This is a genomic window from Helicobacter cappadocius, from assembly GCF_030688855.1.
GTDB classification, from domain to species: domain Bacteria; phylum Campylobacterota; class Campylobacteria; order Campylobacterales; family Helicobacteraceae; genus Helicobacter_J; species Helicobacter_J cappadocius.
Genome location: NZ_JAUYZK010000009.1, coordinates 37,103 through 56,830 on the forward strand (window position 1 = coordinate 37,103; position 19,728 = coordinate 56,830).

General features: G+C 32.8%; 21 protein-coding genes. All 21 read right to left on the reverse strand.

All coding sequences use genetic code 11. The features are described from left to right. Window positions 1-2: 2 nt before the first annotated feature. Window positions 3-1,700, reverse strand: a complete 1,698-nt coding sequence (fliF, locus tag Q5I06_RS06415; protein WP_305517322.1) for a flagellar basal-body MS-ring/collar protein FliF — start codon at window positions 1,698-1,700, stop codon at window positions 3-5. 43 nt (window positions 1,701-1,743) lie between these two features. Further along, complete coding sequence (gene hisC, locus Q5I06_RS06420) at window positions 1,744-2,856, reverse strand: histidinol-phosphate transaminase (RefSeq protein WP_305517323.1); 1,113 nt, start codon at window positions 2,854-2,856, stop codon at window positions 1,744-1,746. Between the two features lie 85 nt (window positions 2,857-2,941). After that, window positions 2,942-3,259 (reverse strand): TdeIII family type II restriction endonuclease, encoded by a 318-nt coding sequence (locus Q5I06_RS06425; RefSeq protein WP_305520925.1) that lies wholly within the window; start codon window positions 3,257-3,259, stop codon window positions 2,942-2,944. Further along, window positions 3,213-4,430, reverse strand: coding sequence for a DNA methyltransferase (locus Q5I06_RS06430; protein WP_305517325.1), 1,218 nt, complete (start codon window positions 4,428-4,430; stop codon window positions 3,213-3,215). Before Q5I06_RS06430 ends, Q5I06_RS06425 begins: the two co-directional genes overlap by 47 nt. Further along, on the reverse strand, window positions 4,423-5,049 hold the full coding sequence (locus tag Q5I06_RS06435) for an ApaLI family restriction endonuclease (RefSeq protein ID WP_305517326.1): 627 nt from the start codon (window positions 5,047-5,049) through the stop codon (window positions 4,423-4,425). Before Q5I06_RS06435 ends, Q5I06_RS06430 begins: the two co-directional genes overlap by 8 nt. A 41-nt stretch (window positions 5,050-5,090) precedes the next feature. Further along, window positions 5,091-6,638, reverse strand: coding sequence for a glutamine-hydrolyzing GMP synthase (gene guaA, locus Q5I06_RS06440; protein WP_305517327.1), 1,548 nt, complete (start codon window positions 6,636-6,638; stop codon window positions 5,091-5,093). 85 nt (window positions 6,639-6,723) lie between these two features. After that, the gene (locus tag Q5I06_RS06445) at window positions 6,724-7,611 is read right to left on the reverse strand and encodes a thiamine-phosphate kinase (RefSeq protein ID WP_305517328.1); all 888 of its coding nucleotides are present in this window, start codon (window positions 7,609-7,611) and stop codon (window positions 6,724-6,726) included. Further along, window positions 7,611-8,444, reverse strand: a complete 834-nt coding sequence (gene nadC / locus Q5I06_RS06450; RefSeq protein WP_305517329.1) for a carboxylating nicotinate-nucleotide diphosphorylase — start codon at window positions 8,442-8,444, stop codon at window positions 7,611-7,613. Before nadC ends, Q5I06_RS06445 begins: the two co-directional genes overlap by 1 nt. Next, a complete protein-coding gene (gene nadA / locus Q5I06_RS06455) occupies window positions 8,444-9,454 on the reverse strand; it encodes a quinolinate synthase NadA (protein WP_305517330.1) in 1,011 nt (336 codons plus the stop codon). The genes nadC and nadA overlap by 1 nt, the downstream gene beginning before the upstream one ends. A gap of 34 nt (window positions 9,455-9,488) precedes the next feature. Beyond that, window positions 9,489-10,283: a phosphatidylserine decarboxylase gene (locus tag Q5I06_RS06460; RefSeq protein ID WP_305517331.1), complete on the reverse strand. Its 795-nt coding sequence runs from the start codon at window positions 10,281-10,283 to the stop codon at window positions 9,489-9,491. Beyond that, entirely contained in the window at window positions 10,273-11,013 is a 741-nt protein-coding gene (locus Q5I06_RS06465) for an arginyltransferase (protein WP_305517332.1), read from the reverse strand. The genes Q5I06_RS06460 and Q5I06_RS06465 overlap by 11 nt, the downstream gene beginning before the upstream one ends. Window positions 11,014-11,027: 14 nt before the next feature. Then, window positions 11,028-11,546, reverse strand: coding sequence for a DUF6115 domain-containing protein (locus Q5I06_RS06470; protein ID WP_305517333.1), 519 nt, complete (start codon window positions 11,544-11,546; stop codon window positions 11,028-11,030). Beyond that, the gene (locus tag Q5I06_RS06475; RefSeq protein WP_305517334.1) at window positions 11,546-12,100 is read right to left on the reverse strand and encodes a hypothetical protein; all 555 of its coding nucleotides are present in this window, start codon (window positions 12,098-12,100) and stop codon (window positions 11,546-11,548) included. Before Q5I06_RS06475 ends, Q5I06_RS06470 begins: the two co-directional genes overlap by 1 nt. Then, complete coding sequence (gene mqnP / locus Q5I06_RS06480) at window positions 12,090-12,977, reverse strand: menaquinone biosynthesis prenyltransferase MqnP (RefSeq protein WP_305517335.1); 888 nt, start codon at window positions 12,975-12,977, stop codon at window positions 12,090-12,092. The genes Q5I06_RS06475 and mqnP overlap by 11 nt, the downstream gene beginning before the upstream one ends. Before the next feature lie 10 nt (window positions 12,978-12,987). After that, window positions 12,988-13,530, reverse strand: coding sequence for a DUF502 domain-containing protein (locus tag Q5I06_RS06485; protein WP_305517336.1), 543 nt, complete (start codon window positions 13,528-13,530; stop codon window positions 12,988-12,990). Between the two features lie 43 nt (window positions 13,531-13,573). After that, window positions 13,574-14,944 (reverse strand): ComEC/Rec2 family competence protein, encoded by a 1,371-nt coding sequence (locus Q5I06_RS06490; protein ID WP_305517337.1) that lies wholly within the window; start codon window positions 14,942-14,944, stop codon window positions 13,574-13,576. 2 nt (window positions 14,945-14,946) lie between these two features. Next, window positions 14,947-16,410, reverse strand: a complete 1,464-nt coding sequence (locus Q5I06_RS06495; protein ID WP_305517338.1) for a replicative DNA helicase — start codon at window positions 16,408-16,410, stop codon at window positions 14,947-14,949. Window positions 16,411-16,489: 79 nt separating this feature from the next. Then, entirely contained in the window at window positions 16,490-17,872 is a 1,383-nt protein-coding gene (locus Q5I06_RS06500) for an NAD(P)H-hydrate dehydratase (RefSeq protein ID WP_305517339.1), read from the reverse strand. A gap of 13 nt (window positions 17,873-17,885) precedes the next feature. Further along, window positions 17,886-18,242: a methionine-R-sulfoxide reductase gene (locus Q5I06_RS06505; protein WP_305517340.1), complete on the reverse strand. Its 357-nt coding sequence runs from the start codon at window positions 18,240-18,242 to the stop codon at window positions 17,886-17,888. 111 nt (window positions 18,243-18,353) lie between these two features. Continuing rightward, on the reverse strand, window positions 18,354-18,704 hold the full coding sequence (gene rplQ, locus Q5I06_RS06510; protein WP_305517341.1) for a 50S ribosomal protein L17: 351 nt from the start codon (window positions 18,702-18,704) through the stop codon (window positions 18,354-18,356). 9 nt (window positions 18,705-18,713) lie between these two features. Beyond that, on the reverse strand, window positions 18,714-19,718 hold the full coding sequence (locus tag Q5I06_RS06515; protein ID WP_305517342.1) for a DNA-directed RNA polymerase subunit alpha: 1,005 nt from the start codon (window positions 19,716-19,718) through the stop codon (window positions 18,714-18,716). Window positions 19,719-19,728: the final 10 nt, after the last annotated feature.

Genomic DNA, 19,728 nt, shown 5'->3' on the forward strand with positions numbered 1-19,728 from the left:
TCCTATGACCTATTTTCAGGACTAATCTCATCTTTTATCAATGTCTTGAACAAAGCGGCAATCTCTTCAGGTTTTTCTTCGATGCTGCTCTTTATTTTTTCAAGCAAAACATCATATTTTACTTCATCTTCACTAAAATCACTACTGAGTCCAAGCTGATCTTCGACACGTTTTCTAATCTCGCTAAATTTATTGAGATCTCCATCATCCTCGTCATTGATTTCAAACAATGATTCGATCTTATCTTCTTCATTTTCCTGAACTTCCAACATCCGTTCAGCAAATGGAGAAATAATTTTCTTGTAAAAAATAAATATCACCACAGCCACTAGAACATATTTCAAAAGTGGCATAAATGGCCCCAGATATTTCTCAACATCTGCAGAAAACTTTTCAAAACCAGTCAATGGAACATAATTTTCTGTTTTTGCATCAAATTCAAAATTACTTACGGCCACATCATCGCCTCTTTGTGCGGAATAACCTATAGCCTGTTTAACTAAAGAGTCAATCTTCTGCATTTCCTCTGTGCTTAAGGGAACATATTCTATGTTTTCGGTTCCATCTTTGCTAACTTTTTTATATTTACCATCTACAACTACAGCTGCACTCAAACGAGATAAGACTCCAAACTCTCCTTTGATTTCACTAACCGTTTTCCCCACTTCATAGTTCGTTGTATTTTGTGATTTTTCATATTTTTCTTTAGCGTTGTTGTCATCGAGTCCTTGAACAGGACCTATGTTACTTACAGCTCCCGGTACTCCTCCGATTTGTTTGGGCTGTGCTCCTTCTCGTTTCTCTTCTAAATTTTGCTCACTTCGCACAACATTGTTTGGATCATAAGTTTCTTTTGTACTTTTTTTCTGACTAAAATCAAAATCAGCATTTACTCTAGCAACTACCTTGTCTTTGCCGCCCACAATAGGTGAAAGAATATTGATAATTTTGTTCTCTAAAATATTTTCAAAATTTTGTTTATATTTTAGCTGTGTGGCAGCAAGCTCTTTAGATGTAGTAAAATCATCACCCTCTCCTAATGGTTCGCCATCTTCATCTACAAGTTTTACATTTTCTGGAGTAAGTTTAGTAACTGATGCAGCGACAAGGTTTTTAATACCCATAATCTGTGGTGTTGTCAAACGCATATTTGGTTTTATTTTTAACATAACTGAGGCAGTTGGAGGAACTTCTTTACTTACAAAAACAGAGTCTTTTGGAATGGCGATATGAACATTAGCTTTCTCTATAGGATTAAGACTCTCGATAGTGCGAGATAACTCTCCTTCTGTTGCACGTATAAATTTAATTTTTTGATCAAAATCTGTAGCACCAAAATCTTTGACATCAAAAATCTCAAAACCAACCTTGCTACTTTTGGGAATACCCTGTGTTGCAAGAGCTATTCTCTCTTCATAAACCTTATCTCTAGGAATAAGAATGGTATCTTCTTTGGGAACTTTATACGGAATTTGATTCTGTTGCAAATATTGTAAAATTAAGGCATTATCGCTTGGATTCATTCCTTCAAACAAAACAGCATAACTTCCATCTTTTCGCTTTTCTCCAATGGGAAAAATCAATAAAAATACCAAAAATGCGACAATCAAAACAGTCGCACCCAAAATTACTATTTTTTGTTTTTTATTAAGCTTGGTAAAAAATTTACTTATCTGTTGAAATAGAGCCTTGATATCCAATTTTATCCTCTGATATTTTTAATTTACTTTAACAAAAATTTGCTTATAGTTTGTGTTTCGATGAAAAAAATTCTTGCAACAATTCAAGCACTCTGTTATTTTGATCGGCTCGTCCAATAGTTATCCTAATAGCATTAATGCCATAAGACTTGAGATTTCTAATAATCACTCCTTTTTTCAAAAGCCAATCACACACTTGAGTGCTAGAATATTTTTCTTCCAAAACAAATGTGATGAAATTTCCCCATGAAGGAATAAACTCTATTGAATTTTCAATCGCAAAAGCTTCGTATCGAAGCATTTCCTTGAGTACAGCTGAAACACTAGATTGAACAAAAACCTGATCTTTAATAGCCTCATGTGCGGCATCCAAGCTTAAAATACCGATATTAAAAGGTGGTCGGAGCTTAGAGAGTGCTTTGATAATCTCAGGATGTGCTAGTCCATATCCAATACGCATACCTCCAAGACCATATGCCTTTGAAAAGGTGCCTAAGTAAATAACATTTTCAAATTTTTCCAAAAGCTCTTTTGGTTCAATTGCCTTGTTTTTATCTTTTGATTTTGCAAACTCTTGATAAGCACCATCTATGACTACTAGAGTTTCTTTTGATGTTTGTGAAATGAGGTTAAACACAGCATCTTTATCCAAACATTCTCCAAGCGGGTTATTTGGCACACATAAAAAAACAACTTCAGGTTTATGTTCATCATAAAGAGAACTGAATTCGTTTACATCGTGATGATTACTAGATGTTTTTATGACTTTTGCTCCGACTTGCTTAGCATAAATCTCATACATGGCAAAAGTAACTTTTGCCATCAAGACCTTCGTATTAGGTCTACATTTCGCACGGATACAAAACTCTATGACTTGATCGCTACCTGCACCTATGATGATATTATTTGATTTGATATTATATTTATGGGCAATAGCATCTTTAAGCTCAAACATCGAATCATCAGGATAAAAACTAGCCTTTTTTGCACCCGAGATGATGGCATCATTTACTTTTGGAGAATAACCAAAAGGATTTTCATTACTGCCTAATTTAATAACATCTTCTGGTTTGATTCCAAACTCTCGAACAAGAAGCTCAACAGGCTTTCCTGCTTCATAATTTACAATATCATCTAACTCTTGGTTGAAATTCATTTAAACCTTCTTGATAGCTTTTGTGATTATAGATTGTATCTAAAAATCACATAAAAATTGGAATATTTTAAGGATAATTGGATGTCTATTTTGTTTTCTTTATAATTTCAAATTTTTTGAAATACTCATCAATCTCTTCTCGCATTTCTCTGCCTACTTCCTCAAAAGCATCTAAAAGTACTTCATAGCTACCAATCCCGCCAATAAAATCCCAAAATTCGGCAGCAACTTTGAGTTCGTATTCCAAATCAAGCATTCCTGCCATAGTCCATCTTTCATAAGGTTTTGGTTCATAGGGATTATAGGGAATGGCTATGAGTGTATGAATATTCATATTTGGATTATTGTATGCAAAACTAGCTATCCAAGTAAGAAGACGTACCATTTTTGAATATTTTTTCACTTTCAAGCACAGCAGAGAGATTTTTAACAATACTAATTCTATGATCATCAAAATTGTTCAATAAACTATGAACATCACTATGTGTCTGAATAAGAAAGGATTTTTGTGATTTTTTTATTTTTATTGCTTGTTGCAATTTTTGATAAGCGTCATAAAGACTTTCATTTTCCTTTTGAATTTTGATAAGAATGGGAGCATTATTAAATTGTTGTTTTAATATAGCATCAATACCGTTATTTCTCTGCACGGGGATAAATTCAACACCAAATAAATATTTTTCTAAATCTATTTGTTGATTTAAAAAATAATCCCTACCTTTATGTAAAACTACAGAATGAGTTTTAATAGGGTTTTCTAGTCTCTCTTTAGTGATTTTTACTGCCTCTTGAGAGATGTCAATACCTATAAAGTTCCTATTGTTAAGTTTTGCAGCCAAAAGGGTTGTACCACTACCGCAAAAAGGATCTAAAATTAAGTCGCCATGACTACTTGCAATTTTAATGATTCTTTCCAAAAGAGCAATGGGTTTTTGCGTCGGATATTGAATTCTTTCCTTTGCTTTAGGATTAAGATAAGGGATATCCCATACATCGCTCAATGGAACACCCTTTTTACACTCGCTAATTATAACTTCTCCCTTAGAATCTTTTGCGTAAATACTTTTGCCAAACTCATCTCTTTTTCTTTGTTGCAAGATTTGATCAATATTTGTAGCAGGCGAATAATCTTGATAAATAAAATTAAATTTAAAATTTTTACTTTTAGAATAAAAATAGATATTTTGATGATTTCTTAAAAGTCCCTTTTTGGAATTTGACCAACGCTTATAAGTCCATATAATTTCAGATTGAAAATTTTGAAATCCAAAAACAGAATCAAGCAATAAACGCACAATGTGATTTGCATTTATATCACAATGCACAAAAATTGAACCCGTATTTTTTAAAATTCTTTGAAATTCGACAAATCTTAAAAAAAGAAAATCGGCATATTCATCACAGTTTTTCCAATTATCATTAAAACTTAAGATTTTACTCCTATCTTTTGTTGTTTGTTTTTGAATTTTGTTAGTGAAAAATGGCGGATCAAGATAAATCAAATCTATGATACCCGAATCAATATTCTTTGTTATATCTAAACAGTCGCCAAAAATTACAGAATTCTTATTCATCACTCTTCTCTTTTGCTATTTTTTCCAAAATCTCTTTTAAATTAATATTGGTCTGTAATTCTATATACTCCCAAGCTTCATCACAACAATAATAATACCCACCAATTCCCAAATAGAGCGTTTTTAATGCCTGTTGAATTTTCATAGCCTGTTGCCTATTAGGGTAATAAAACATAATTCTAACAGGTATAAATCCTGCATTTTTAATAACCTGAATTCTTGTATGTTCTTTTGTAATATGATCACCATCTGTTGTGGCATCTCTCCATTTAATTTCTATAGCATTCGTGCCACAAAGACAATCAATCTCAAAAGTTTTAGGTCGATTACCTAAAGTATTCGGGATTTTCAATGAACCTGAATCATTAAAAGCATATTTAAAACATAATTTTGTGGCAGATTCCAAAAAACTTCCCGCGTATTTATATAAAAATCGTCCTTTGTTTTGATATTGATCAATTAATAATCCTTCGTTATCACTAATTCCTAGCACTTGGTAAATTAAAAAATGTGACAAATCATCATTTTCCATCTCTAATTTTCTTAATTGAAGTTGTTCGGTAAGTTTAAGTGAATATTTATTTGCAAGTTGCCTTATTTCAACTTCTATATCTTGCATACTTTTTTATACTCCTTTTTACCAATCGTAATTTTATAATATTACTCCCACTCGATAGTCCCAGGTGGTTTGGAAGTAATATCATATACTACGCGATTGATTCCTTCTACTTCATTAATAATACGATTAGAAATATTTTCTAAAAGCTGGTGTGGCAAATGTGCAAAAGTCGCACTCATTCCATCAATAGCCTCTACAGCTCGAACACAAATTGTATTATCATAAGTTCGATTATCTCCCATCACACCTACTGATCTGACATTCAGGAGTACGCAAAAAGCTTGCCATACTTTATCATAATACCCACTCCTATTAAGTTCATCCAAAAAAATCACATCAGCCTTGCGTAAAAGATCTAAATCTACCTTATTCACTTCTCCCATTATTCGTATGGCTAGACCAGGTCCGGGAAATGGATGTCTCATCAGCATTTCTTCAGGCATTCCAAGTTCTCTTCCTAATGCCCTCACCTCATCTTTAAAAAGTTCTCTTAATGGCTCAATCAATTCAAATTTCATCCATTCAGGAAGCCCTCCTACATTATGGTGAGATTTGATGGTTTTACTTGGTCCTTTTACACTCACAGACTCAATAACATCTGGATAAAGCGTACCTTGTGCAAGATATTTAATCTCTCCATTTGTATTGTATTTTTTAGCCTCTCTTTCAAAAACCTCAATAAAAGTCTCTCCGATAATCTTGCGCTTTGTTTCTGGATCGCATACCCCTGCTAATCTATCTAAAAACAACTCACTTGCATCAACTACCACAAGAGGAACTCCTAGATTTTGGGCAAACATCTTTTCTACGGCTTCACGTTCACCCGCTCTTAAAAGCCCATGATCTACAAAAACAGGAACAAGCCTATCGCCAATAGCACGATAAAGAAGCGTAGCAACCACACTAGAATCCACACCTCCGCTGACACCACAGAGAACCTTCCCGTCCGCAGCTATCTGGGCAAGTTTTTTGATCTCATTTTGGGCAAAATTTTTCATATTCCACTCTGGGTTTGCTCCACAAATATTATGTGCAAAATTAAATAGATACTTCCCGCCTTCTTTAGAGTGAGCTACTTCTGGATGAAACTGCACAGCATAAATCTTTTTTTCCTTATTCTGCACAGCCGCATAAGGAGAATTCAAGCTTTTTGCAACTGCTTGAAATCCTTTTCCTAGCACCTCAACCCTGTCACCATGGCTCATCCATACGATCTCACCATCTTTGCAGTCCTTAAACAACTCACACTCACTCACAATGTCTAAATTTGCCTTTCCATATTCGTGTGCAAGTGCTTTTTCTACCTTGCCATCAAAATAATCCATCAAATACTGCATTCCATAGCAAATTCCAAGTATTGGCAATCCAAGATTAAAAATTTCAGTATTGGGTTTATAGGCATCTTCTTCATACACACTTGCAGGACCACCGCTCAAAATAATTCCTTTTGGTTTTCTTGATCTAATTGCCTCTATCTTTTCAAAATACGGAACAATCTCTGCATAAATACCAAATTCGCGCAACCTTCTTGCAATGAGCTGGGTAAATTGACTCCCAAAATCCAAAACCAAAATATCTACATTGCCCAAATCTCACTCCTTAAAAAATAATTACAATTATATAATCTTTGCACCCAGATTCAAATAACTATCTTATGCAATATTTGAAAATCTTTTAATGCCATAATATAGTCCGATAAGAATTTTTACCCCTAACAACCCTTCCAATACAACTAATACTAACCCTATAAAGATTTGCTATTTTTTTAGTGTGCAAATAGTCTTTTGGAGAAATACAAAAAAGCATTTCATATTCTTCTCCGCTTTGATATATCTTATCATGAGGATTTTTTAGTTTGAAAAAAAGTTTATTTATTTTAGAAAGTCTGTTAAGTTCAGCATTGATGCCATCTGAAATATCTATTCCCAAATGTGCAAATCTGGCAATAGCATAAATAAAATCAAGTCTCAAAATAGGTTCATAAAATCTGGATTTTTTATCCCATCTTGCCCCTGTGCTCAATAATTTCTTAAGCTCTGCATAGCTTCCTCCAACCCTACCTGTATGAATAATAAGATCCCCTATCTTCGCCCCCACTCTAAAAAGAGGTTTTGAACGTATTTGACCGATCATACTAATAGATATTCCAAACTCTCTCCCACAAATAGTGTCCCCACCAATAATCTTGATACAAAACTCGTTGCAAACTTTCTTAATGCCGAAAATAAAATCATCTATAAAATCCTTAGTTGCATCTTTGGGAATACACACTCCTAAAAGAGCATATTTTGGGATTGCATTCATTGCTAAAATATCTGATATATTTATCAAAAATGCCTTTTGGGCAATCTCCCTAGCAGAGAACCATTCCTTTTTAAAATGCACCCCCTCCCAAAACATATCCATCGCATACACAGGAGATGCGATATCATTAGGAAGGCACAACCCTCTCCCTTTATGCAAACTAATGGGGTTATTTGAAAATACTACAGCATCATCTCCAATTCCCTTTGTGATACCTGTATCAATCAATTTTTGAAGAAAGTAAGATTCTTTGTCCATTATGCCATTTTCATACTCATATCAACCCAGACCGCTTGATGAATAAGAGAGCCTATGCTAATTGCATCTACTCCGCTTTTGGCATATTCAATAATCGTATCTTTTGTAATTCTTCCGCTTCCTTCTAGCAATACATAAGGATAATTCGCATTCCTAAAATTAACCACCTCTTTGATATCTTCAGGTCGCATATTATCGCACATGACAATATCGACTCCTGATTGCATAGCAATTTTTGCAAATTCAATGCTTTCACTCTCTATTTCAATCTTTGCTGTCCAAGGAATATATTTTCTTGCATTATCTATAAACGATTTAAGATCTTGATTTTTAATATATTTTAAATGAGTGTCCTTTAACATAAGTGTATCATCTAACCCCATTCTATGATTTTTTGCTCCACCGTTTCTAACAGAATATTTTTCAAACTCTCTTAAAAGGGGTCGAGTTTTCCTAGTATCCAAAATCGTTATACTAACACCATCAAGCATTTTCATATATCCAAATGTATTACTAGCTATACCGCTAGAGTGTTGCAAAATATTCAAAATAGTACGTTCAAGTTTTAGTAATATCTTATAGTGTCCATGGAGCTCAATCAAGGTTTGTCCGGAAAAAAATTCTTGAGTATCTGTTACATTCCATTTACAAGCAATATCATAAATTCTACATATTTCTTGAATATAAACTCCTCCTGAAAAAACTCCATTTTCTTTCGCGATGATTTTAGCAGTTACTAAAAAATCATCTCCTATCAAACGCTCAAACAAATCTCCCCTACCTAAATCTTCATGTAAAACATCTTTTACAAATTTTTCAATATTCCCAATCATTATGATAACTCCAACATTTTATCTAAAGCTTTTTTTGCAAATTTAGAAATTTCATCATCAATAGAAATTTCGTTATAAGCACTCTGATTTTTATACGCTTGCAATACATCTACAATATCTTTTAAGGTTGTCTCATTCATTGTTGGGCACTCTGGAATAGTACTAGAGAGAACAAAAGTATTCTGTTTGCCATCAATAGGAGATCGAAGTCGATTAACCAAGTTAAACTCCGTACCAACTGCAACTTTTTGATCTAATGGTAAAGAATTCACATAGGCAATGATTTGGCTAGTAGAGCCTACAAAATCAGCTTTTTCAACCACATCTGGGCGACATTCAGGATGCACAACAATAAGAATATCAGGATATTTTTCCCTAAAAAAATCCACATCAGAAGGAGTAAAGAGCTGATGAACAGAGCAAAATCCATTATAACAAACGACATCTGCATTTAATACTTTTTCTCTACTATCTTGACCTAAAATAGCTGAGTTGAGATCATTTACCTTAGCAAGATTTTCGCCCAAACATTTATCAGGTAAAAAGAATATTTTCTTACCCTTGTTTCTAGCAAAATCAAATATCTTTTTTGCATTACTACTTGTGCAGACCAAACCATCCATCTTGCCAACCTTTGCCTTAACCTCAGCGTTAGAGTTTATATAAGTAATAGGCAAGAGAGTTTCTTTTTTTATGCCATAGTCTTCAAAAAGCTCAATACTCTTATCATAATATTCACTACTTATCATCCTGGCCATCGAACAACAAGCGATTTTAGGCATAATTACATCTTTTTGTGGTGCCAAAATCTTTACGCTCTGCCCCATAAACCCTACTCCGCAAAAAATAATCAATTTTTTTTTGCTTTCACTTGCTCGTTTTGCTAATTCCAAGCTATCTCCAGTGATATCTGCAATTTCAACAATATCATCTTTTTGATAAAAATGAGCAACCAACAACCCATCTAACTCGCCTAAAAGCTGCTTAATCTTTTTTTTAGTTTCTTGCATATCTATATCCTTTTGGGGATTTTCGCATATTTATTCAAACAAACTGACCAACACTATCTCCAAATCTTACCTTTGTATCGCATAAAGGAGGATTTTTGATATTTTTGATAAACATCACAACCGTTGAACCCATTTTAAACATTCCCAACTCATCCCCCTTTTTGATAGTTTTTGGAATCTCATAGTGATAGACAATGTTTTGATTTGCGGTTGTATTTGTTTCTACTCTACTTTCAAAATGAAGCACCATTTTTCCGACATTCAAAGCCCCCACTGCTACAAAATACATAATCTCACCTTTAATATCTCTGCATACTAGTACAACGCGTTCATTTTTGATAAATAAATTAGAATTTTTTTTCAATGAAGGTTTATTTACAGGCAAAAGTTCGCCCCCAAAATAACGAACTTGAAGCACTTCCATATCACATGGTGCGTGATACCTATGATAATCTTTTGGTGAGAGATAAAAATTTATATACAAATATTCTTCTTGCAACCCATCCCTCTCTCCTAATAATTCACTCACACGATAAGACATTCCCTTAATCTGCAATGCTGTATCGTTTTGAATTTTTGAACATTCTGTGATAAGTGAATCACAAGGAGAAATCAAAACATCCTTTGAAAAATCAATTGCTCTATTTCTACACAAAGAACGTGTAAAAAGTGCATTCAAGCTACCATAAGATGAAATATCTCCGAATTCACTCATATCGATCTTGAAAATTCTAACATATATAGAGTTGATGATTTTTTGAATAATACTAGGGAAGCTGTGATTAGCAAATTTCCCAAACAATCTTGAAACCTTATTGTTAAATGCCATTGTTTTCCTTTTGATAGATTTTCCAACAAGGTTCATCAAATAAATCAGGGGCGTTTTTTAAAAACTCAAAAGGTTTAAAACGTTCTTTATAACCCATACAATAGTGATCTTTAATCCAATATCCTGGATAAAAATATTTCAATCCCCTCTCCTTTGCTATCTTAATTTGAGTTAAAATATTCAATGTTCCAAGACTCAAGTCCAAAAAGTCATGGTCATAAAAAAAATAAATCGAAGACATGCTATCTAAAAGTATATCCAAAAGCCCTACTCCTATGAGTCTATCATCAAAATAATAAGAAAGCTCAAAGCCAAAATCCATCTCTCCTTCCACAAACATATCTGCGTAACTATCTAAATCAATTCCTCTGTAATCCCAACCTTTTTTTTCCATCATTTTTCTGTGATATTTATCATATAAAGCGAGTTTTAGATTATCTACACTCGGGCGAGAAAGTAAAATTTTTAGAGATTGATTTTTTTTAAAAACCCGCTTATGATTTTTAGTAAATTCAAATTCATTTACAAGCTGACGAATAGAAATACAATCTGTGCAACCTTGACATACTGGGACAAAAAAATATTTTCCAAATCTTCTCCAGCCTCTCTGAAGAAGACCTTTATAAAAATATGTGCGACACTCTTCGATGTACATATACTGGAATTGACTTTTTTTTGTTTCTATGTAACTGCAAGTTTTTTGATCTGAATAAAACTCTACAATACGCATCTATTGAAAATCTTCTACTTAATATCAGCGAGTTTTAAAATAAATTCCACTTCACCCTTGCCAACTCTAAGTTCTTTAGCAATAGAATCTATACTCCAGCCATCTTGAAACATTTTAATGATACGATTCTCATCAACATCTGTGCTGCTAGGAGAAAAATGTCCAAATTCCCTGATTTTGTTTTCAAGTGCGATGATTTTTTCTTCAAAATAATCCCTATCTTTTTCTAAAACTTCTTGAATTCCGTGAATTTGCGAAGAAAGATTTGTAAGACCAGAATTAAGATTGTTTTTGACCTCATTTTTTATATTCGCACCCAATGTAGAGTTTGCGAACTCGCTTTGGGTTTCATTTTCTTGTATCCATTTTTTTGTCTTATAAATCTCTTTACTTAGAGCTTCAATGGCTTTTTCTAAACGTTGAGTTTTTTTTGCAACATCTTTATCTTTGATATAAATATACAAAATCAAAAATACCAATATTAACAACAATGCTCCAGATACCATTAACAAAAACTCTGAGTCAAAAACCATTATCTATCCTTTGTGTTATGTTTTAATCTAAGATTTTCCATTTCTTTATTTGCGATATACATATCAAAATCCTCTATATTTTTTTGGTGCATTTTTGTGATTTTGACAACACGTCTGTCAATAGCTTTTCCAAAAATAGCAACAATTCGTTTTGGAAAAACTGGCAACTCAAATCGCAAATAATAATCTACGTCAACTTCAAAATCTGCAATTTCTGTGCAGATCACTCCATGCCCTAATGCAGAAATAAAACCTTTTTTTTCTAATGGATACAATTTGATCTCATTTTTATTAATAAGATTTTCTATAGAAATAAGCTTACGATAAATTTGATCTAAAACTTCCAATATTATTTCATTATCTCCATCAAGTTTGTTTTTCGATTTTAAACGTTCTAACCATTGTTCAAAACCATCGGTATTTATATTTGTAATTTGATTATATTCTTGATTATAAATACCTGAATCTTTAGCATATAAAAGCTCAAGCGCACAAGGAACAATGCGTGTAAAAATACCATTATTCTTACAAATTTCTATAAATTCAGATTCCATAAAACATCCTAGCAAAACCATCAATCAAAATAAAAATAAAAAAAATAAAACCTAAATATCCATTTGTTACGAAAAAAGCTTTTGGAATATTTCTAAAATCTAAACTCACTAGATATTGCTCATAAATAAGCATGGTCATAGAAATCAAAAGACCTATATAGGAAAAAAACCATCCTTGAGAAAAATAAACAAACAATGCCCAAAAAATCACAGCAATAAAGTGAAAAATTCTGGAAATAATTAAGGTTTTTCTCTCTCCAAAAGCAGAAGGGATTGAATACAATTTTTCTTCTCTATCAAACTCAATGTCTTGAAGGGAGTATAATAAATCAAACCCAGCGACCCAAAAAATAACACCAACACACAAGAATACACTCCATAAAGGAATCCACCCTTCCACAGCTATCACACCAGCAATTGGAGCTAACCCTAAAGAAATACCCAAAATCAAATGTGCCAAATAGCTGAATCTCTTCATATATGAATACCCCCCAAGCACAATCAAAAATGGGACAGAAAGATAAAAAGCTAGATTGTTGATAAAATAGCTTGTCAAAACAAAAATAATTGCATTTATAATACAAAACAACAACATAGCCAATGGAGAAATTCTTCCATCCACACTAGGTCTTTTATTTGTTCGAGAGTTTTTAATATCAATATCACGGTCACAATATCGATTAAAACCCATTGCAAAATTTCTAGCACTCACCAATGCCAAAGCACACAAAACTAAGGTATCAAAACCAAACCAAACGCTTTTATTGATCTCCATAGAGGCTACAACCATGGCAATCAAAATAAATGCTCCAGAAAAAACGGTATGCTCAAATGCCACTAATTCGCTAAAATTTTTGATTTTTTTAAACACTTTCAATCTTCCTTAATCACTTGATGCCCAATGAGACGACTTTTTTAAGTCCCTCTGAAACACTCATATCTATCCTTTGCACCTTAGAAGAATGTGCTCGAAGCAAGATACCTGAGGTAGGATTTGGGGTTGTGGGAACAAATATCCAATAAAAACCTTCTTCTTCTTTTGTAATAAATCCTATTACACTGTTTCCAGCTAAATCAATATAAGCAACACCTAGATAATTATCTCCTCCTTTTCCAGAAAACATTTTTACAATGTCTTTAAGCACTGTATAAATAGTTGCAACACCCGGAATTTTGCTTATAAGGAGTTCAGAAACCCTCACCAATAAAAACTCTTTATTTTTTTCAAATAAATATCCCGAATAAATAAGCAAAATCACCATAATAAGAAGAATACCAATCGTAGCACTCACGCTATTAGCAGTGGTATCAAAAAGTATTTCCACAAACCCCTTTATAAAACCAAATATAAAAGATAAAAACCACAACAAAATAATAATAGGTAACAATACTATTACACCCTTACCCAACAACCTAAAAATTACACTCATTTATTTCCTTGATTTTTTCTATTGCAATTGTACAATCTTTTGACTATAAAAAATATAAATATTTTAAAACTAGAAATACAAAAAAAGCAAGACTAAAAAGGTTTAAAATCCAATATGTCTTCTGGGATTTTATTGACCAAAGAGATAATACCACATAGCTACAAGTTAGCCACCAAGGTGCATAATATTCAATAAAAGGTGGTTTGATGGGTAAAACTCTCCAAAAAAAATCATCCAAAAAATAACCCCAATGAAAAAAATGTAGTACCAAGCTCAATGGAAAAAATACCACAAAAACAATACCCACAGGAATTGAAATTAGTTGATAAGGGGAAAAGTAAGGAAAAAAATAATGTACAATAGGAGCAATATTCCAAAAAATAGCAAAATTAAAACATATCCAATAAGGGATTTTTGAAATCTTGGGAAAATGACGCATGAATAAAAAAATATAAAATACCCCCGCGACCGATAAAATAAACCCTATATTAAATATAATACTAGGAGAAAATGCGATACAAAACAAACAAACAAAAAATAACAATGGAAAACTTACCAGTCTAACTCCACTAAAATAAACTAAAAACCCCATTGCAGCCATAACAAAAGAGCGAAAAAAAGATGGTTGATAATCTAACAACAAAAGATAAGCAAACATAAAGGCTAATATAATGGATCCAAGATCATAGGCTTCATTTCGATAAGGAAAATATCGTTTTTGAAAATATCTATAAAATGGACAAAATAAAGCATATAAGAATGCACTCAAAATTCCTAAATGAAAACCACTTATGGCAATAATATGGGCAAGTCCAAGCGTATTTGAAAGATCACGCCAACTTTTATGCAAAGGATCTGCTATAAACAATGCACGATAAAGATTACCAACTAAATTTTCTTGATATTTTTGGTTTGTTGGTTTATCAAGCCCTACAGATTCTATAGATTTAATAGGATGTTGAAAATCAATAAAATCTCTTATTTTGTCCCTATAATCTCTTTGATGCAAAAGCGATATACTATAGACATTCAAATAACAGCTTTTAAGGAATTGTATAAAATTGCATTTGCTCAATTGCCCGTAAAATCTACCATAGCGATTAATAATGTTTTTAATATCTTCTTTTGTTGTAGCGTAAAATATATTCCCATTAAAATCAGATATTTTAAGAACAAAATAATGATTGATTTTTTTGAGACCACTTTTAAGCTCTTTTTCCTTTGTTTTTGGATACTGAAGTATTATCTGTCCAAAAATCTCTTGAGGAGAGGTAAAATTAAGGTTTGAAAATTGATAATATTTAATACCTAAATTAATAATGCAGATCAACACTAAAATAATAATGACACAAAACCACTCTTTTTTGCCATCAATAAGCTCAATACCGTATGGCGATACTTTAGACTTTTTCACACTTAGATATGACTGATATCAATTTTTGTAGGACTATAAGAACTCTCAACTTCTTGAGCAATATCTTCAAAACGAGTATAAATTCCACGATATTGAATTTTTATACTCCTAACTTCTCCATTTCTATTTTTTGCCAAAATAAGTTCTGCTGATTCTCCAAGTCCGCTATTTTTATGTTCCTCTTCCCTATTTCTTTTTAACTCATCTTGATATTCTTTATATTTTTTTTCATCTTCTTTTTTAAGTTTGGCAAGTTTATTTTCTTCATCTCTTCTTCTATAAACACCATCACGATACAAAAACAAAATTACATCAGCATCTTGCTCTATTGATCCAGATTCTCTTAGATCTGAAAGCATAGGTTTTTTGTCATCTCGAGATTCAAGAGAACGGTTTAATTGAGAAAGTGCTATGATTGGAATATCCAACTCTCTAGCGAGTGTTTTAAGACCACGACTGATTTCAGATATTTCCTCGTGTCTTGCCATCTCATTCCTTCGACTGCTTCCTTTCATTAGTTGCAAATAATCTATAATGGCTATCTCTATATTTTGATTTTGACTTTTGAGTTTTCTAAGCTTAGAACGAAGCTGATTAACCGTTAAAGAACTTCCATCATCAATATAAAAATCTTTTGAGCTTATCAAATCTGAACAACGTGTCAATTCAGCCCATTGAGAGTCATCTAAATTTCCAACCTTGAGATCTTGAAGAGGGATATTCCCCATTGAAGAAAGCAACCTGAGCATCAGTTGTTCAGCAGGCATTTCCAAACTAAATGCCGCTACCCCCTTTCCTTGTCTGAGTAGAATTTTTTCAGCCATACTCAAAAATAAAGCTGTCTTACCCATAGATGGTCTTGCACCAATAATAATAAGCTCACCCTTGTTAAACCCTGTAGTGAGACGATTAAGTTCTCTAAAACCTGTATCCAATCCTCTTAAAACATTATTTCCTCTAGACTTGAGTTCTTCGATCATGCCAATGGTACTTTTGACAATTTCTTGACTTTCTCTAAAATCGCTCTGTGTGTTTTTTATTGAAATGTTGTAAATTTGTTTCTCTACATCATCTAAAATCTCTTCACTGCTAGTTCCAATATCAAGAGACTTTTCTCTTAAAAAATTTGCCAAAGAATGAAAATCCCTCTTAATGGAGGCATTTTTGAGTTCTTTAATATAACCTTCAATATTAGCAATAGGGTTAGAAGAAATAATATACAAAAACTCCTCATCGCTTATCTTCTTGTTTCCAGAAAGTTTAGAACGTATCAAATCTTCATCTAGTGGAAGATCTTGTGCAAAAAGCTCCAAACAAGCTTCAAAAATATTTCTGTGTGGCTTGTGAAAAAAATCCTTTGGTTCGAGCAAATCTTTAATTTCATCAAACTTGGCAGGATCAAAAATGATTGAGGAGATGACAACTCTCTCAATATTGATATTATGACTATTTGGTATTTCTAGCATTTTTTACCTATCAAAATTTTTTAGAATATTCTACTTAATTTTTAATTCTAAGATAATTAAACCAGCAAAAATCTAGATACTAGATAATATTTTTGATGTTTTCTATGAGCTTCAAAGGCGTAAGTGCATAAGTAGTTTTTTCTTTTCTTCCACCAAATGAATGTGCTAAAGAAGCTGTTATGGTTGCTCTTATTCTATCATATCCCTGCACAATCAATGATCCAATCATTCCGCTAAGCACATCTCCACTCCCACCTTTAGCCAAAGCAGGTGTTCCAAAGGTGTTAATATAAATTCTATCATCTTGTGCAATAAGCGTATTACTTCCTTTTAGCAAACATACAACATTTGGAAATTTTATGGCAAACTCCCTAAGGATTTCTATTTTATTTTTAGATAATTCTTCCACGCCAATATCCGCAATTTTACAAATCTTCAATAATGACACAAATTCTTTTGGATGAGGGGTCAAAACTAGTTCTTTATGGGAGTGTATAATATCAACAATACATTCTTGATAAAACATATCTGCATCTAAAACACAAGGAATATGATACGGAATTTTTTCTATGTCAAATGGTAACTCTCCCATTCCCATTCCAATAACAAATGCCCCTGCATTATGTGGTATTTCTGTAGTGCTCATCAACTCGATAGGCTTTTCAAACCCTTTTCCCATAACACTCACAAGACCAGCACCAAAAGCAAATCCTGCTAAAGCACTTAAAAGTCCTGCACCACTTTTATCACCCACATACACACATAAATGACCAAAATCCCCTTTATGTACGTTGTTTGACTTTCGGCAAGGAAGCTCCATATCATTTTTTTCCAGTAGTTGCATATTGGAATCAACTTCATATAGCCTTCTGCTAACCCCCAGATCACCTATAGTTACCTCTCCAATATAATCTTTTGCAATATCACTAAATAGACAGCTCTTCAACGCTCCCATACTCACTGTGTAATCAGCTATAAAAGCAACATTTTCTATATTTCCCTCTGTGTTGATACCACTTGGAATATCACAAGCAATTCTTATCCTAGCACTTTTATTCATCTCAGAAATTAGTTTTTGTATGTCTGCAGAGATATCCCCAACAAAACCACTTCCAAACAAACAATCTACTATCACATCGCAAGGCAAAATTTTCTTAATTCTTTCTATACCTGCTTCCACTGCCCTATTATATTGAAGTTGGCACATTTTTGTTTTTGGTTCTTTAAAAACAAATACCCTTACAATATAGTCCCCCAAAAGCTTTCTAGCCAAAGCATACCCATCAGCACCATTATTGCCACTGCCACAGACAATAGTAATAACGCTCATTTTATGCGTTATTTTTAAAATAAGGCTATAGAGTGAATTTGCGGCATTTTCTATTAATATTTCTTCATTTAAAATATACTTATCAATGCTTCTTTTGTCTAAGACCTCTAGGTTTTTGTAAATATTTTGCATTTTATGATACCCATCAGGTTTTGGGAATAAAACGAATAGAAAGGGAGTTTACACAATGTCTAGTATTTTTATCTGTATAGCCTTCCCCTATAAAAACGTGACCCAAATGTCCTCCGCATTTTGCACATACAATCTCAGTCCTACGACCATCAGCATCTAGGTGCCTTCTCACAGCATTTGGAATCTCATCGTCAAAACTTGGCCAACCACATCCAGATTTGAATTTTGCCTCCGAGGTATAAAGCTCTGAATTACATTGTCTGCAAACATACACTCCTTCTTTATAAAAGTCATTATACTCACCAGTAAACGGAGCTTCTGTAGATTTTTCAACAATAATAGAATATTCTTGTGGGGTTAATTTATTCATTGTATTGACCTTGTTTGATTTTAGATAAATATATCACAAAAGTAAAAACAAGGAGAATAAAAAAGAAAGATAATTTTTAAATAGATATAAAAAGATTCAGGGAACCCTGAATCAAACAAATTCTATAATTGCCATTGTAGAGGCATCACCTCTTCTTATGCGAGTTCTTTGAATTCTCGTATAACCACCTTTTCTATCTACGTACTTAGGTGCAATTTCAGCAATCAATTTCTTTGTTGCTTCTTTGTGTTGTAAATAGGCAAATACAAAGCGATGAGAATTAAAATCAGCAACTCTAGCAACGGTTACTAATTTTTCTATATAAGACTGAAGCTCTTTTGCCTTAAAAACTCCTGTCTCTATCTTGTTGTTTTGGATAAGTGCTATAGCTAGATTTTTCAGTAAAGCTTTTCTATGAGAAGAAGTTCTACCAAGCTTTCTATATCCGTGATTATGTCTCATTTTTTCTCCTTAGCTTTTCATTTTTGTAATTTTTTTACTCAAGGATGATTTTACTTCTTCAGGAAGCTCACTTCCTACAGGATATCCCAACTCTTGAAGTTTTTCAGCAATTTCATCATAAGATTTCTTGCCCATATTTTTAATATTTTTAAGTTCATTTTCGCTCATTAAAACCATTTCACCAATATATCTAATACCTGTCCTATCTAGACAATTAAAACATCTAGCACTCAAATTAAGTGTATCAATTTTAATCATCAAATCCTTGAGCTCAACTGTTTCCTCCAAAGAATTTTTCGATGCTAAAGGGACTGAGCTTATATCAGCACCAAAAATACTCATTTGAGAATGCATAATAGCAATAGCTTCTTTAAAGGCAACATAAGGTTCAATTTGTCCATCTGTCTCAATATCAAAAACGATTTTTTCATAAGTTGGATTATCCTCAACTAATACATTTTCAATTTCATAAACTGCTCTCTTTACGGGAGTAAAATAAGCATCTAATGGAATATAATTCTCAGGAATAATCCCTCTAATATCCTCACTAGGAACATATCCTATACCTTTTTGAACAATAATAGAAAAGTTAAGAACAGCATCTTCGTTGATAGTAGCCAAATAAGAATCCTTATTTGCGACATCCAAAATATCATTTTCAAGATCAGCTCCAGTCAAACTCATAGGACCCTTAAAAGAGTAATCAACTATAACCTGACCATCATTTTCTAGTGCTTTATTAATAAACCGAATATTTTTTAAATTTACAATAAAAGGTGATACATCTTCAGAAATACCCCTCACAGAATCAAACTCGTGAGCCACTCCTTCAATTTTTAATGCTATAGGAGCATAACCTACAGAACTTGAAAGCAATAGTCTTCTGACAGGATGTGCCAATGTGATTGCATAGCCAGATTCAAATGGATATGCCGATATTCTAATTCTGTTCTTACCGATCTCTTCTATATTAATATCCGTAGGAATATAGGGAGCTATTTTAATAGTTTTCATTCTTTCACCA